This is a genomic window from Amycolatopsis sp. NPDC005961, assembly GCF_040629235.1.
GTDB classification, from domain to species: domain Bacteria; phylum Actinomycetota; class Actinomycetes; order Mycobacteriales; family Pseudonocardiaceae; genus Amycolatopsis; species Amycolatopsis camponoti.
In genome coordinates, this window is the sequence record NZ_JBEXVF010000088.1 from 22,660 (window position 1) to 36,839 (window position 14,180).

14 protein-coding genes and 1 tRNA gene are annotated in these 14,180 nt (G+C 70.6%); 7 read left to right on the top strand and 8 right to left on the bottom strand.

Annotated features, from left to right (window positions below; all coding sequences use genetic code 11):
- The first annotated feature begins 2 nt into the window (after nucleotides 1-2).
- Nucleotides 3-419, top strand: a complete 417-nt coding sequence (locus tag ABZ342_RS43225) for a cupin domain-containing protein (protein WP_155545456.1) — start codon at nucleotides 3-5, stop codon at nucleotides 417-419.
- Here ABZ342_RS43225 and ABZ342_RS43230 read toward each other — a convergent pair.
- Complete coding sequence (locus ABZ342_RS43230; RefSeq protein WP_360486223.1) at nucleotides 416-880, bottom strand: MarR family winged helix-turn-helix transcriptional regulator; 465 nt, start codon at nucleotides 878-880, stop codon at nucleotides 416-418. The two genes, ABZ342_RS43225 and ABZ342_RS43230, sit on opposite strands and share 4 nt — an antisense overlap.
- A gap of 125 nt (nucleotides 881-1,005) precedes the next feature.
- Between ABZ342_RS43230 and ABZ342_RS43235 the strand changes: the two genes are divergently transcribed.
- Nucleotides 1,006-1,500: a carboxymuconolactone decarboxylase family protein gene (locus tag ABZ342_RS43235; protein ID WP_360486252.1), complete on the top strand. Its 495-nt coding sequence runs from the start codon at nucleotides 1,006-1,008 to the stop codon at nucleotides 1,498-1,500.
- A 41-nt stretch (nucleotides 1,501-1,541) separates the two neighbouring features.
- Here ABZ342_RS43235 and ABZ342_RS43240 read toward each other — a convergent pair whose 3' ends face one another.
- Nucleotides 1,542-2,411 carry a hypothetical protein gene (locus tag ABZ342_RS43240; RefSeq protein ID WP_360486226.1) on the bottom strand — a complete coding sequence of 290 codons (870 nt, stop codon included), beginning with the start codon at nucleotides 2,409-2,411 and terminating at the stop codon, nucleotides 1,542-1,544.
- A 298-nt stretch (nucleotides 2,412-2,709) separates the two neighbouring features.
- Between ABZ342_RS43240 and ABZ342_RS43245 the strand changes: the two genes are divergently transcribed.
- Entirely contained in the window at nucleotides 2,710-4,155 is a 1,446-nt protein-coding gene (locus ABZ342_RS43245) for an MFS transporter (RefSeq protein ID WP_360486229.1), read from the top strand.
- Nucleotides 4,156-4,429: 274 nt separating this feature from the next.
- On the opposite strand, the gene ABZ342_RS43250 is transcribed toward ABZ342_RS43245, so the two are convergent.
- From ABZ342_RS43250 to ABZ342_RS43260, 3 genes are all read right to left on the bottom strand, one after another.
- Nucleotides 4,430-4,501, bottom strand: a tRNA-Val gene (locus ABZ342_RS43250).
- Nucleotides 4,502-4,542: 41 nt separating this feature from the next.
- Complete coding sequence (locus ABZ342_RS43255; RefSeq protein WP_155545450.1) at nucleotides 4,543-5,004, bottom strand: peroxiredoxin; 462 nt, start codon at nucleotides 5,002-5,004, stop codon at nucleotides 4,543-4,545.
- Between the two features lie 72 nt (nucleotides 5,005-5,076).
- The gene (locus ABZ342_RS43260) at nucleotides 5,077-5,508 is read right to left on the bottom strand and encodes a DUF3052 domain-containing protein (protein WP_155545449.1); all 432 of its coding nucleotides are present in this window, start codon (nucleotides 5,506-5,508) and stop codon (nucleotides 5,077-5,079) included.
- 417 nt (nucleotides 5,509-5,925) lie between these two features.
- On the opposite strand from ABZ342_RS43260, the gene aceE reads away from it, so the two are divergent.
- The gene (gene aceE / locus ABZ342_RS43265) at nucleotides 5,926-8,721 is read left to right on the top strand and encodes a pyruvate dehydrogenase (acetyl-transferring), homodimeric type (RefSeq protein WP_155545448.1); all 2,796 of its coding nucleotides are present in this window, start codon (nucleotides 5,926-5,928) and stop codon (nucleotides 8,719-8,721) included.
- Between the two features lie 86 nt (nucleotides 8,722-8,807).
- Entirely contained in the window at nucleotides 8,808-10,019 is a 1,212-nt protein-coding gene (locus ABZ342_RS43270) for an alpha-hydroxy acid oxidase (protein WP_360486234.1), read from the top strand.
- A gap of 4 nt (nucleotides 10,020-10,023) precedes the next feature.
- Here ABZ342_RS43270 and ABZ342_RS43275 read toward each other — a convergent pair whose 3' ends face one another.
- Nucleotides 10,024-10,767: an SDR family oxidoreductase gene (locus tag ABZ342_RS43275; RefSeq protein ID WP_360486255.1), complete on the bottom strand. Its 744-nt coding sequence runs from the start codon at nucleotides 10,765-10,767 to the stop codon at nucleotides 10,024-10,026.
- An 82-nt stretch (nucleotides 10,768-10,849) separates the two neighbouring features.
- Between ABZ342_RS43275 and ABZ342_RS43280 the strand changes: the two genes are divergently transcribed.
- Both ABZ342_RS43280 and ABZ342_RS43285 read left to right on the top strand, forming a co-directional pair.
- Entirely contained in the window at nucleotides 10,850-11,443 is a 594-nt protein-coding gene (locus ABZ342_RS43280) for a TetR/AcrR family transcriptional regulator (protein WP_360486237.1), read from the top strand.
- 110 nt (nucleotides 11,444-11,553) lie between these two features.
- Complete coding sequence (locus tag ABZ342_RS43285; protein ID WP_360486240.1) at nucleotides 11,554-13,170, top strand: L-lactate permease; 1,617 nt, start codon at nucleotides 11,554-11,556, stop codon at nucleotides 13,168-13,170.
- Here the strand turns inward: ABZ342_RS43285 and ABZ342_RS43290 are convergent.
- Together ABZ342_RS43290 and ABZ342_RS43295 are read right to left on the bottom strand one after the other, a co-directional pair.
- Nucleotides 13,151-13,786, bottom strand: coding sequence for a nicotinamide mononucleotide transporter family protein (locus ABZ342_RS43290; RefSeq protein ID WP_360486243.1), 636 nt, complete (start codon nucleotides 13,784-13,786; stop codon nucleotides 13,151-13,153). The two genes, ABZ342_RS43285 and ABZ342_RS43290, sit on opposite strands and share 20 nt — an antisense overlap.
- 54 nt (nucleotides 13,787-13,840) lie before the next feature.
- Nucleotides 13,841-14,180, bottom strand: a 340-nt coding sequence (locus ABZ342_RS43295; protein WP_360486246.1) for an MOSC domain-containing protein, incomplete at its 5' end; no start/stop codon positions are given.

Consider the following 14,180-nt stretch of genomic DNA (forward strand, 5'->3'; position numbering starts at 1 on the left):
CGATGCGCAAGACCGTCACGCTCTTCGCCACGACCGCGCTGGCCCTCACGCTGGCGTCCGGGACCGCTTCCGCGACGCCCGGCAGCGGCGTCGCCGGCACGATCCTGGCCCAGAAGACCATCGGCCACACCGACTACACCCTGCGGGAGATCACCGTCCAGCCCGGCGGCTACACCGGCTGGCACTTCCACGACGGCACGCTCTACGCGTACGTCAAGGCCGGGACGCTGACGCACAACCTGGCCGACTGCAGCATCGACGGCATCTTCGCGGCCGGGCGCGCGTTCACCGAGAAGCCCGACCAGGTGCACATCGGCCGCAACCTCGGGACGACGCCGCTGGTGCTGGAAGTCCTGTACGTGCTCCCGGCGGGCAGCCCGCTCTCGGAGGACGCACCGGACCCGGGCTGCGGTTTCTAGCTGCTGAACCAGCCGGCGGCGTCGAGCCGGTAGGCCGCCGGGCCGACGACGGCGCGCAGGTCGGTCTCGAGCGCGGTCATCCGCTCGGCGCCGACCGTGCGCGCCCAGTCCCTTCGCAGGTCGTCGAAGATCTCCGCTGACTTCGTCAGCGCGTCGACGCCGTGCGCGGTGAGCCGCACGATCTTGCGCCGCGCGTCCTCGGGGTCGTCGGCGCGCTCGGCGTACCCGAGCCTCTCGAGCCGCTCGACCGTCTTGCCCGCCGCCTGCTTGGAGACGCCGAGGCGGCGGCCGATCTCCGACGCCGTCGCGCCCTGGACGCCGATGGCCTGCATTGCGAAGCCGTAGGACGGGCGGACGTCCGGGTGCCCGCGGCGCGCGAGCTCGGCGTGGAGGCGGTCGATGAGCGTGCGGAAGCCGCCGAAGAGCAGAAAGGGCAGCTCGTAGCCGGGCGCGTCGGTCATGACCCCTTGCCAAATTCGACAACCAGGTTTACGGTTTCGACAACCACGTTGTCGACCCTATCTCTGGAGACGTCTTGTTCCCCGATCACACCCCGGAGTCTGCACCCCCGGCCGCCCGCCCGGCGATGGCGGCCACCGCGAAGAAGTTCGGCCACGTCCCGTCCGCCGTCGCACGCCTGGCGACGTCCCCCGAGCTGCTGAACGGTTTCCTGAAGCTCAACGCGATCTTCGAGTCCACGACACTGCCGGCGCTGGACCGCGAAGTGCTCGTCATGACGGTGGCCGCCCGGAACGGGTGTCACCTGTGCGTGGCGATGCACACGGCGTCCCTGCACGGCTTGTCCGCCCCGCCGGAGCTGGTTGCGGCGTTGCGGGCCGAGTCTTCGCTGCCGTCACCCCGGTTGGAGGCGCTGCGCAGGTTCGTGCTGACGGTGATGGACACGACCGGCGACGTCCCACCCGCGGAGCTGGCCGCGTTCACCGAGGCCGGGTACACGCCCCGGAACGCCCTGGAGGTGGTGCTGGGCATCGGGACGTACACGCTGACGACGTTCGCGAACCGCCTGACGGGCGCACCCCTGGACGAGGCCTTCGCCGGCCACGCCTGGCACGCGGCTTAGGCCGTGGGGCCGCCTCGCCGGGCGGCCCCACGGCTTGGTGCTCAGCCCTTGGTCAGGGTGACGACGCTCGTGTCGTCGACCGAGACGTTGGAGTTGTAGACCGGATCCAGCGCGGTCGCCTGGGTGACGACCTCCGCCTTCCCCTTCTGGAACGGCGTGGTACCCGCCGGGACCGCGGTCGCGGTCCACGGCACCGGGGCGCCCGGCGTGCAGGCGACCTGGGCGGAGTAGTTGCCGCGGATGATGACGTTGTGCTTGACCTGCGTCGCGGTGCCGCTCAGGGTGACCTGCGCCGCGGCGGTGCAGCCGACGGTGCCGTGCAGGTAGGCGTTGCCGTTGAGCGTGCTCGCGGTGCCGTCGGTGGCGACCTTCAGCCCGATCGCCAGCTCCGGCGGCGCCTCCGGGTTCGCGATGTGGACCTCACCGCGGGCGGCGGAGGTGCCCCCCTCGCAGTGCTGCTCGTAGGTGGCGTCGAGCGTCTGGACGTACCCGTGCGGCCCGAACACCAGCTTCTGGACGGTGAAGGTGCCGGTCAGGGTGTTGCAGCCCCGGCCGTTCCCGCTCAGGTCCAGCCCCGGCGCGTCGCCTCCCTCGAACGGGTACCGGGTGGCACCGTCGTAGGTACCGGCGGCCAGGCCCGTCCCGGCCGGTGCGGCCAGGTCGAGCGTCCACCAGTCGCCGTTGAAGGCGCTGACGCTCACGGCGACGTGGTTGTGGTCCTCCGTCGCGTTGACGGTGAGGCGGTCCTTCGCGTCCGTCGAATAGGCGTAGCTGCCGCCCCCGCTGATCCAGTCGCCCGGGTCACCGCCGAACGACAGCGTTCCGGTGGCGACCGCCTGCGCCTGCGCCGGACCGGCCCCCACGAGCACGGCGAGCACGGGCACCGCCACGACGGCGGCGGCTCGTTTCAAAAACCCTGAACCCTTCACAGGTTCCCCCTCGGGTGAGTTGGTCACTTGCCGCCCTCCCTGTCGGTGACCGCCGATCGCCCGTTACCGCTCGCGGCGCTTTTTTGGTTATGTGCCAGGAAATTCCGGGAGCTCTCATCGGATCCTGACAACGGTCCCGATCAGCGGGACACCGGTTCGCGCGGTTCTCGGGGCACGTCCGCGGCTCCTCGGGATCGGCTCGAGAAAGTTTTCGCGGTCATGTCCGGTCCGCGCCGGCGGCTCCGACCCCCGGGTGAAGAACCACGGAGAAGGAGTCGAAATGGACAAGCCGGCCGGACGGCGGGAGTGGCTCGGGCTGACGGTGCTGGTGCTGCCCACCCTGCTCGTCGCGATGGACATGACCTCGCTGTTCCTCGCCCTGCCGCAGCTGAGCGCCGACCTCGGGGCGAGCGCCACCGAGCAGCTGTGGATCACCGACAGCTACGGCTTCGTGGTCGCGGGCTTCGTGATCACCATGGGCACCCTCGGCGACCGGATCGGAAGGCGCCGGCTGCTCTTGATCGGGGGTGCCGCCTTCGCGGTGACGTCGGTCGTCGCCGCGTTCTCCACCAGCCCGGCGATGCTCATCGTGGCCCGCGGCGCGCTCGGCATCGCCGGGGCGACGCTGATGCCGTCGACGCTCGCCCTGATCACGAACATGTTCCGCGACGAGAAGCAGCGCGGGAAGGCGATCTCGATCTGGGCGACGTGCCAGTTCGCGGGCGGCTCGGCCGGCCCGGTGCTCGCCGGGTTCTTGCTGCAGCACTTCGCCTGGGGCTCGGTCTTCCTGGTCGCCGTGCCGGCCATGGGCCTGCTGCTGATCGCCGGGCCGATCCTGCTGCCGGAGTTCCGCGCCCCCTCGTCCGGCCGGCTCGACTTCGCCGGTGTCGCCCTTTCGCTGGCCGCCGTACTGCTGATCGTGTTCGGGCTCAAGCAGCTGACCACCGGGGAGCTGCTCGTGCCCCTCGCCGCGACCGCCGCCGGAGCCGCGCTCGGCGCCGTTTTCGCCCGCCGCCAGCTGACGACGTCGTCGCCGTTGCTGGACCTGCGGCTGTTCCGGAACCGGCCGTTCACCGCGGTGCTGGTCGCGCTGGTCTTCGCCGGGGTCGCGATGGCCGGCGTCGGGCTGCTCGTGACGCAGTACCTGCAGAGCGTCCTGGGCTACTCGCCGCTCGTCTCGGCGGTGCTGTTCGCCCCGATGGGTTTGGGCGTCGCGGCGGGCACGATGGCGGCGCCGTCCCTGGCCCGCCGGATGCCCCCGGCGACGGCGATCGCGGGCGGCCTGGTGGTCTCGGCGGTAGGCGGCGCCCTGCTGGCCTGCACCGGCGGTCTGCCGCTGACGATGCTCGGGATCGCGGTGCTGACGCTGGGCACCGGCCCGCTGTTCGCGCTGGGCATCAGCCTGGTGCTGGGCTCGGTCCCGCCGGAGCGCGCGGGGTCGGCGGCGTCGATGGCGGACACGGGCAACTACCTGGGCGGCTCGCTGGGGCTGGCCCTGCTCGGCCTGACGGGGACGGCGGTCTACCACGCGGTGTTCCCGGCGGGGACGACGCTCGCGGCGGACGTCACGCGCGCGGAGCTGGCGGACCAGGCGAAAGAGGCGTTCACCACGGCGGTGAACGTGGCCGGCGTGATCGCAGCGGTGCTGTTCGCGGGGCTGGCGCTGCTGGTGCACGCGATGAGCCGCGTGGAGACGGCCGCCCCGGAGCCGGCCGTCGCGGCCTGACCGCGCGCGGCGTCCCCGGGGTTCTCGGGGACGCCGCGTCGTCGGGGGGAGTCAGACGAGGACCACCGACGGATCGGAGCTTTGCAGCGCGTCGACGACCGCACGGGCGTTCTTGACGCTTGCGGCCCGCGAGTAGGTGTTCTTGGTGCCGCTCATCGCCCGGTTGAACCCCGAGTGGTAAACGGCGTGCCGGCCACGAGCCGACGCGGGCTCCGGCCGGGGAAAACGACGAAGCCCCATTCGATGAGGAATCACCGGATGGGGCGGGGTTCGGTGGGCGCAGCAGGGTTCGAACCTGCGACCGCTCGGGTGTAAACCGAGTGCTCTTCCGCTGAGCTATGCGCCCCTCGGACGGCAGCTCCGCAAAGGAGCCGCCGGCCGGGGAAATCACGCCAGTTCGGCCACGGCCTTCTTCCAGCCCTGCTGGTCGCGCGCCTCGCCGGGCGCGTTGACCTCGGCGAACCTGACCACACCGGTGGTGTCGATCAGGAACGTGCCGCGGACCGCCAGGCCCGCCTGCTCGTTGAACACGCCGTACGCCTTCGCCACCTCGCCGTGGGGCCAGAAGTCGGACAGCAGCGGGAACTGGTAGCCCTCCTTCTCGGCCCACGCCTTGAGCGAGAACGGCGTGTCGACCGAGACGCCCAGGATCTGGACACCCTTGTTGTCGTAGTCGGCGAACTCGTCGCGGAGCTGGCAGAGCTCGCCGGTGCAGATGCCGCTGAACGCGAACGGGTAGAAGACCACCAGCACCGGCTTGTCACCCCGGAAGGACGACAGCTGCACCGGCTGCTTGTTGTAGTCGTTGAGCGTGAAGTCAGGGGCCTCAGAACCGACCTCGACGGTCATACCGCGTTTCCTCTCCCGTACGGACACGTGCCTGCGAGGACAACCCTATCGTGTCCGCCGGGCGGGGCCGGTTCAGCGCTGCTTCGACTTCGACTTCGGAGAGACCAGGCGCGTGCCGATCCAGTTCGGTCCCACACTCATGTTGGCGGTCTGGGCGAGCCCGACGACGGGTACCGCTTCCGCGATCTCGCTCGGCTCGACGTGCCCGGGCTGTCCCGTCTTCGGGGTGAGCACCCAGATCACGCCGGTCTCCTCCAGGGGGCCCCTGGCGTCGATGAGCGCGTCACCCAGGTCACCGTCGTCCTGGCGCCACCACAGCAGCACCACGTCGATGACCTCGTCGGCGTCCTCGTCGAGGATGTCCCCGCCGATCTGCTCCTCGATCGCCGCGCGGACGTCGTCGTCGACGTCCTCGTCCCAGCCGATCTCCTGGACCACCATCTCGGGCTTGATGCCGAGCCTCTCGGCGACGCTGCTCTGATCAGCGTCTCCCGCGGCGACCACTGCTTTCACTCCTCCAACTACGACGGAGCGTGGCGTCCGACCCCCTTCGCGAGGGTACGGCTGCGCCACACTCGGCGACCCGGTTGCCGATAGCGAACACTGGTAGGGCTCCGCGCGCAACCGTCCACACCGGATCTATGACAACTCGTGTCGCAGGATACGGCCCGCGACCGGCCTCGCGCGACGGCGTTTCGGGTACCTCCCGGGACCGGTCTGCCACCCCATCGGGGGGCGTCCCCTAGGGTGGGGAGGAAGAAAACGCGCGCGCGATACACCGCGCGCGGGGAGTGGCTCGACCGGGTCGGCCGATGTTACCGCGCAGTAGCGGTGCGGAAGCCGGGACGGAAGACGACGATGGAGAGTCGTACACCCCCGAGTACGAGCACCACCGGCTGCAACTTTTCGCAAGGAGACCCCTTGGCCCCGCAGAACGACGGCGCCTCCGGCAAGGAGACCCCGGCACGCGTACGCGTAATCCGTGACGGATTGGCTGCGCACCTGCCCGACATCGACCCGGAGGAGACCGCCGAGTGGCTGGACTCCTTCGACGAGGCGCTGGCCAGGGGAGGTCAGCAGCGGGCCCGGTACCTGATGCTGCGCATCCTGGAGCGCGCTCGTGAACGCAACGTCGGCGTACCCGCGCTGACCTCGACGGACTACGTCAACACCATCCCCACCGAGAACGAACCGTGGTTCCCCGGTGACGAGGAGATCGAGCGCCGCTACCGGGCCTACATCCGGTGGAACGCCGCGATCATGGTGCACCGGGCGCAGCGCCCGGGCGTCGGCGTCGGTGGCCACATCTCGACCTACGCCTCGTCCGCCGCGCTCTACGAAGTCGGGTTCAACCACTTCTTCCGCGGCAAGGACCACTCGGGCGGCGGCGACCAGATCTACATCCAGGGCCACGCCTCCCCCGGCATCTACGCCCGCGCGTTCCTCGAGGGCCGGCTGTCCGAGCAGCAGCTCGACGGCTTCCGCCAGGAGTACTCGCACGCCGGCGAGGGCGGCGGCCTGCCGTCGTACCCGCACCCGCGGCTGATGCCGGAGTTCTGGGAGAACCCGACGGTGTCGATGGGCCTCGGCCCGATGAACGCCATCTACCAGGCGCGGTTCAACCGCTACCTGCGCGACCGCGGCATCAAGGACACCGACGACCAGCACGTCTGGGCGTTCCTCGGCGACGGCGAGATGGACGAGGCGGAGTCGCGCGGCCTGATCCACATCGCCGCCGGCGAAGGCCTCGACAACCTGACCTTCGTGATCAACTGCAACCTGCAGCGGCTCGACGGCCCGGTGCGCGGCAACGGCAAGATCATCCAGGAGCTGGAGTCGTACTTCCGCGGCGCCGGCTGGAACGTCATCAAGGTCATCTGGGGCCGCGAGTGGGACTCGCTGCTGCACGCCGACCGCGACGGCGCGCTGGTCAACCTGATGAACGTCACGCCGGACGGCGACTACCAGACGTACAAGGCCAACGACGGCGCCTTCGTCCGGGAGCACTTCTTCGGCCGCGACCCGCGGACGAAGGACCTGGTCAAGGACCTCTCCGACGCCGACATCTGGAACCTCAAGCGCGGCGGCCACGACTACCGCAAGGTGTACGCGGCCTACAAGTCGGCGCTGGAGCACCACGGCCAGCCGACGGTGATCCTGGCCCACACGATCAAGGGCTACGGCCTGGGCCCGGCCTTCGAGGGCCGCAACGCCACGCACCAGATGAAGAAGCTCACCCTCGACGACCTGAAGCTGTTCCGCGACTCGCAGCGGATCCCGATCAGCGACGAGGAGCTCGAGCGCGACCCGAAGCTGCCGCCGTACTACCACCCGGGCGCGAACTCGCCCGAGATCGAGTACCTGATCGGCCGCCGCAAGGCGCTCGGCGGCTTCCTGCCGGAACGCCGGCCGAAGGCCTCGAAGGCGCTCGTGCTGCCCGGCGACAAGGTCTACGAAGGCATCCGGAAGGGCTCCGGCAAGCAGGAGGTCGCCACGACGATGGCGTTCGTCCGGCTGGTCCGCGAGCTGGCGAAGGACTCCGAGATCGGCAAGCGCGTCGTCCCGATCATCCCGGACGAGGCCCGCACCTTCGGCCTCGACTCGATGTTCCCGACGGCCAAGATCTACAACCCGCACGGCCAGACGTACACGTCGGTCGACGCGAGCCTGATGCTGGCCTACAAGGAGTCCGAGAAGGGCCAGCTGCTCCACGAGGGCATCAACGAGGCGGGCTCGACCGCGTCGTTCACCGCCGTCGGCACGTCGTACGCGACGCACGGCGAGCCGATGATCCCGATCTACATCTTCTACTCGATGTTCGGGTTCCAGCGCACCGGTGACGGCCTGTACGCCGCCGCCGACCAGATGGCCCGCGGGTTCGTCATCGGCGCCACCGCCGGCCGCACCACGCTGACCGGCGAGGGCCTGCAGCACGCCGACGGGCACTCGCTGCTGCTGGCGGCGACGAACCCGGCCGCGGTGGCCTACGACCCGTCGTGGTCGTTCGAGATCGCGCACATCGTCAAGGACGGCCTGCGCCGGATGTACGGCGAGACGGGCCCGGACGGCAACGGCGAGAACGTCTTCTACTACATGACGATCTACAACGAGCCGTACCAGCAGCCCGCCGAGCCGGAGAACCTCGACGTCGACGGCCTGCTGAAGGGTCTGTACAAGTACGCCGGCGCCCCCGAGGGCGACGGCCCGGAGGTGCAGATCCTGGTCTCGGGCGTCACGATGCCGGACGCGCTCAAGGCCCAGAAGATGCTGGCCGAGGAGTGGGGCGTGCGGGCGTCGGTGTGGTCGGCCACGTCGTGGACCGAGCTGCGGCGCGAGGCCGTCGAGATCGACCACGACAACCTGCTCTACCCGGGCAGCGAGCCGCGCGTGCCGTACGTCACCGAGGCGCTCCTGGGCTCGAACGGCCCGGTCGTGGCGGTGTCGGACTGGATGCGCGCGGTGCCGGACCTGATCCGCCCGTACGTGCCGACGGACATGCTGACGCTGGGCACCGACGGGTTCGGGTTCTCCGACACCCGGCCGGCGGCGCGGCGGAAGTTCCTGGTCGACGCCGAGTCGATCACCGTCGGGGCGCTGTCGATCCTGGCCAAGCGCGGCGAGGTCGAGCAGGCGAAGGTCCTCGACGCGGCCACGAAGTACCGGCTCGACGACATCGCGGCCGCCGGGCCGCAGACGTCGGAAGCCGGTAACGCGTGACCTGGTGCTAGAGACACCGTGCTAGAAAGGGACCCGGCAGACATCGGATGTCTGCCGGGTCCCGCCTGCTCAGGGAGTTGATGAGGGTGACGAAGCGCCGACTGCCCAAGCCGGACGAGCTGAAGCAGATCCTGCGGCCGAAGCCGATCGTGCTGAACCCGACCGACCGGCGGCTGGCGAACGCCCACACCATCGCCGACCTGCGGACGATCGCCCGCAAGCGGACTCCGCGGGCGGCGTTCGACTACACCGACGGCGCGGCCGAGCTGGAAGACAGCCTGCTGCGCGCCCGCCAGGCCTACCGGCGGATCGAGTTCCACCCGAACGTGCTGCGCGGAGTGTCCGATGTGGACACCTCCCGCGAGATCCTCGGCAAGACCTCGGCGCTGCCGTTCGCCTTCGCCCCCACCGGGTTCACGCGGATGATGCAGCACGAGGGCGAAGCCGCGGTCGGCCGCGTGGCGCAGCGCAACGGCATCCCGGTGGGCCTCTCGACGATGGCGACGACGTCGATCGAGGACCTCGCCGCGGCGGCGCCCGAGGCCCGCAAGTGGTTCCAGCTCTACGTCTGGCGCGACCACGGCGCGGGCGAAGATCTGATGAATCGCGCCTGGGCGGCGGGCTACGACACGCTGATGCTGACCGTGGACACCCCGGTCGGCGGCGCGCGCCTGCGCGACGTCCGCAACGGCCTGACCATCCCGCCGGCGCTGACCCTCAAGACGTTCCTCGACGGCGCGACGCACCCGGCGTGGTGGTTCAACCTGCTCACCACCGAGCCCCTGCAGTTCGCGTCGCTCAACCACTTCGGCGGCACGGTCGCCGAGCTGCTGAACAAGCTCTTCGACCCGACGCTGAACTTCGACGACCTCGACTGGGTGCGCCAGACCTGGCCCGGGAAGCTCGTGGTGAAGGGCGTGCAGAACGTCGACGACGCGCGTGACGTCGTCAAGCACGGCGCCGACGCGGTGCTGATCTCGAACCACGGCGGCCGCCAGCTCGACCGCGCCCCGACGCCCCTGGAGCTGCTGCCGGCGGTGCTCGACGAGCTCCAGGGCGGCGCCGAGGTCTGGATCGACACGGGCATCCTGTCGGGCGGCGACATCGTGGCGGCCATCGCCCGCGGCGCCGACGCCGTGCTGGTCGGCCGCGCGTTCCTGTACGGCCTGATGGCCGGCGGCGAGCGCGGGGTCCAGCGGTGCGTCGACATCCTGCGCACCGAGATGGTCCGCACGATGCAGCTGCTGGGCGTCCGGACGTTGAAGGACCTGACGCCTTCGCACGCCACCCTGCGCTAGACGCTCAGACCTGAGCCTGGCCGCCGTCGACGAAGAACTCGACGCCGTTGACGAAGCTCGCCTCTTCGGTGGCCAGGAACAGCGCGGCCGCGGCGATCTCCGACGGGTCGCCCAGGCGGCCCAGCGGGACGGCCGCCGCCATCTGGTCGAGCAGCTGCTGCTGCGCCCCGGGTTCGGCCAGCCCGAGCAGACCCGGCGTCAGCGTCGGCCCGGGGCTCAGGACGTTGACGCGCACTCCGCGTCCCTGCAGGTCGAGCGCCCAGGTGCGGGCGAAGTTGCGGACGGCGGCCTTCGTCGAGGCGTAGAGGCTCATGCCTGAGGCGACGCGCGTCGACGTCGTCGAGCCGGTGATGATGATCGACGCCTTCTCGTTCAGCAGCGGCAAGGCTTTCTGCACGGTGAACAGCACGCCCTTGACGTTCGTGCCGAAGGTCGCGTCGAACTGCTCCTCGCTGATCTCGCCCAGCGGGGCCGAAACGCCGCCGCCGGAGTTGGCCACCACGACGTCCAGCCCGCGGCCGCGCTCGGCGATCGCGCGGTAGACCTCGTCGAGGTCGGCCAGGTTCGAGGAGTCGGCGCGGATCGCCTGCACCGAGCCGCCGATCTCGGCGACGGCGTCGTCGAGCACCTCTTTGCGCCGCCCGGTGATGACGACGTGGGCGCCTTCGGCCGCGAAGCGCTTGGCGATGCCCAGGCCGATGCCGGTTCCGCCACCGGTCACGAGCGCGGTCTTGTTCTCCAGGTTCACGATGCCCTCCGAGTTCTTGACTATCTCGTCCAGAACGTACGTGGTTCTGGACGAGATAGTCAAGAACGGATACCCTGAGCCCATGGCCAGACCCCGGAGCTTCGACGAGCGTGCGGTCCTGCGCACCGCACGGGACCAGTTCTGGTCGACCGGGTACGCCGGGACGAAGATCGACGACGTCGCCGCGGCGACCGGCCTCGGCAAAGGCAGCCTCTACGGCGCGTTCGGGGACAAACACGCGTTGTTCCTGCGCGTCTTCGACGATTACTGCGTCGAAGCCGTCGAGGCGACGCGTCGCAAGCTCGAAGGCCCCGACGAGACCGCCTACCGGCGGCTGCGCGACTACGTCCTGGCCGACGCCGAAGCCGTCATCGCCGACGACATCCACCGGGGCTGCCTGATCGCGAAATCCGCGGCCGAATGCGCCGAACACGACCCGGAGGTCGCGGCGCGGGCCCGGCGCGCGTTCCGCGAGCTGAACGCCATGCTGACGGCGTGCGTCGCCGGAGCCCAGCGCGCCGGTGACATCGCCGCGGGCCACGACCCCGCCCGCCTGGCCGGCCTCCTCCTCGCGACCCTGCGCGGCATCGAAGCCCTGGGCAAGGGCGGCTGCGACCAGGCCGACCTGCGCGGCATCGCCGAAACCGCCCTGGCCGTGCTGCCGGTCAACCGCTGACTCGTTGGGCCAACCGGTCTCAAGTTCTTGACGGACCGACCGGTTTGTGACGAAGATCTCGGGCACTCGCCGAAAGGCCGTTTTCGCATCGTGGAAAACGGAGGTCGCCCGTGTTCGTGCAAGACGTGACTCCCCTCGGTTCGCTGGGCCTGTCGGCGCTCGTCGCCGTGCTGCCGCTCGCCACCGTTCTCGTGCTCCTCGGCGTCGTCCGGATGAGAGCCCACCACGCCGCCCTGATCGGGCTGCTCGTCGCGCTCGTCGTCGGGATCGCCGCGTACGGCATGCCGGTCGTGCAAGCCGTCTCCGGCGCGCTGCAGGGCGCCGCCTTCGGGCTGTGGCCGATCATGTGGATCGTCGTCAACGCGCTGTGGATCTACCGGCTCACCGTGCGGACCGGGCACTTCGACGTCCTGCGCCGCTCGTTCGGCCGGATCTCCGACGACCCGCGCATCCAGGCCCTGATCATCGCGTTCTGCTTCGGCGCGCTCATGGAGGCCCTCGCCGGCTTCGGCGCGCCGGTCGCGATCAGCGCCGTGATGCTGGTGGCCGTCGGCTTCCACCCGGTGAAGGCCGCGGTCGTCGCGCTGGTCGCGAACACCGCGCCGGTCGCGTTCGGCGCGATGGGCACGCCCGTCGTCACCCTCGCCCAGGTCACCGGGCTGCCCCTGCAGGACGTCTCCTCGATCGTCGGCCGCCAGACGCCGCTGCTCGCGCTGGTCGTGCCGCTGCTGCTGGTGATCATCGTCGACGGCAAGCGCGGCCTGAAGGACACCTGGCTGCCCGCGCTGGTCTGCGGCGTCGCGTTCGGGCTCGTGCAGTTCCTCGCCTCGAACTTCGTGTCGCCGCAGCTGGCCGACATCGGCGCCGCGCTCGCCGGCGCCGCCGCGCTGGTCGCGCTGCCGCAGACCCGCCGCCCGGTGCCCGAGGCCGTCCGGATCAGCATGGGCGGGGGCGGGACGGCGACCGAAGAGGTGCCGCCGGAGGACTCGCGCGACGACGTCGTGAAGGCCTACCTGCCCTACGCGCTGATCATCGTGATCTTCTCGCTGGCCGTGCTGCCGCCGATCAAGAAGCTGCTGGACAAGGCGACCTGGAAGTTCCACTGGCCCGGGCTGAACGTCATCGGCCCGAACGGGAAACCGGTGTCCGGCAACACGTTCTCGCTGCCGTTCCTCAACACCGGCGGCACGCTCGTGCTGCTGGCCGGCGTCATCACGGCCGCGATCCTGGCCGTGTCGGCGAGCGGGACCGTGCAGGAATGGCTGGCGACGGTCAAGGAGCTGCGGTTCGCGATCCTCACCGTCACCGGCGTGCTCGCGCTGGCCTACGTGATGAACCTGTCCGGCCAGACGACCACGATCGGCACGTTCATCGCGGCCGCCGGCGCGGGCCTCGCGTTCCTCTCCCCGGTGCTGGGCTGGTTCGGCGTCGCCGTCTCGGGCTCGGACACGTCGGCGAACGCGCTGTTCGGCGCGCTGCAGGTGACGGCGGCGAACAAGACGGGCCTGGCCGCCGACCTCCTGGCCGCGGCCAACAGCTCCGGCGGCGTCCTCGGCAAGATGGTCTCCCCGCAGAACCTCACGATCGCCTGCGTGGCGGCGAACCTGCCGGGCGAGGAGGGCAAGCTGCTGCGGAAGGTGCTCCCGTGGAGCCTGGGGCTGCTGCTGGTGATGTGCCTGATCGTGCTCGGGCAGAGCACGCCGGTGCTCAGCTGGATGCTGCCATGACCTGACGGTCGGCGACGCTCTTGGCGGAGCGGTTCCAGCTCCACCAGCCGTGGATGACGAGCCCGGCGAAGACGATGTAGATCGCGGCGGAGAAGTACAGCCCGGACGAGATCTGCAGCGGCACGCCGATCGCGTCGACGACCAGCCAGACCAGCCAGAACTCGACGAGCCCCGCCCCCTGCGCCCCGAAGGCGACGAGCGTGCCGACGAAGATGGCGGCGTCCGGCCAGGGCGCCCAGGACGCGTTCAGCGCGTCGAGGACCAGGGCCATCGCGGTCGTGCCCACGACGAAGGCGCCGAGCATGGCCAGCCGCTCGGCGAGCCGGCCCTGCCGCACGACCACGCCGAACACCGGGTCCTGGCGGCGGGTCCAGGCCCACCAGCCGTAGACGGAGATGGCGAGGATGGCGACCTGGCGGGCGGCGAGCCCGCCGAGGTGCGCGGAGGCGTAGACGGCGAAGAGCAGCACGGTCGCGCCGACCTGCACGGGCCACGTCCACAGGGTGCGACGCTGCGCAAGGAACACGACGGCGAGCGCGAACACCTGCCCGGCGAGCTCCGCGATCGAGATCCACTGACCGAGCACCGTGATTCCGTGGTGCAGCAGGAAATCCACCTGACGCCCCTTTCGTCCTACCGCATCAAACATGCTCCGGAGGGGGTGAATTCCCTAGGGACTGTGAGCCGCGGAACATCCCAGTGGGTGGACGTCGTCCCCGACGCGGATCGTGCCGCCGCGCACGACGCGGGCCTGCACGCCGAAAGTCAGGCCGTTGGTGTCCGAGATCGACTTGAGCAGCCCGGGCGCGGCCGGCAGCTCGTCGGCCGGCAGCCCGACCATCACGCAGCGGACGGCCTTGCGGAGGATCTCCAGCTCGACCTCGCCGACGCGGACGCGCTCCCCCACCCAGGCCTCCTCGGCCCGGTCCGGCGCCGGGCCGGTGTCCAGCAGGAGGTTGGCCCGGAACCGCCGCTCGTCCAGCGCGACACCGGGCGTGCGCTCGGCCAGC

What these genes read in the sequence shown, in the direction of transcription:
- ABZ342_RS43225 (WP_155545456.1), top strand. Translation starts at nt 3, where the DNA reads ATGCGCAAGACCGTCACGCTCTTCGCCACGACCGCGCTGGCCCTCACG.
- ABZ342_RS43230 (WP_360486223.1), bottom strand. Translation starts at nt 880, where the DNA reads ATGACCGACGCGCCCGGCTACGAGCTGCCCTTTCTGCTCTTCGGCGGC.
- ABZ342_RS43235 (WP_360486252.1), top strand. Translation starts at nt 1,006, where the DNA reads ATGGCGGCCACCGCGAAGAAGTTCGGCCACGTCCCGTCCGCCGTCGCA.
- ABZ342_RS43245 (WP_360486229.1), top strand. Translation starts at nt 2,710, where the DNA reads ATGGACAAGCCGGCCGGACGGCGGGAGTGGCTCGGGCTGACGGTGCTG.
- ABZ342_RS43255 (WP_155545450.1), bottom strand. Translation starts at nt 5,004, where the DNA reads ATGACCGTCGAGGTCGGTTCTGAGGCCCCTGACTTCACGCTCAACGAC.
- ABZ342_RS43280 (WP_360486237.1), top strand. Translation starts at nt 10,850, where the DNA reads ATGGCCAGACCCCGGAGCTTCGACGAGCGTGCGGTCCTGCGCACCGCA.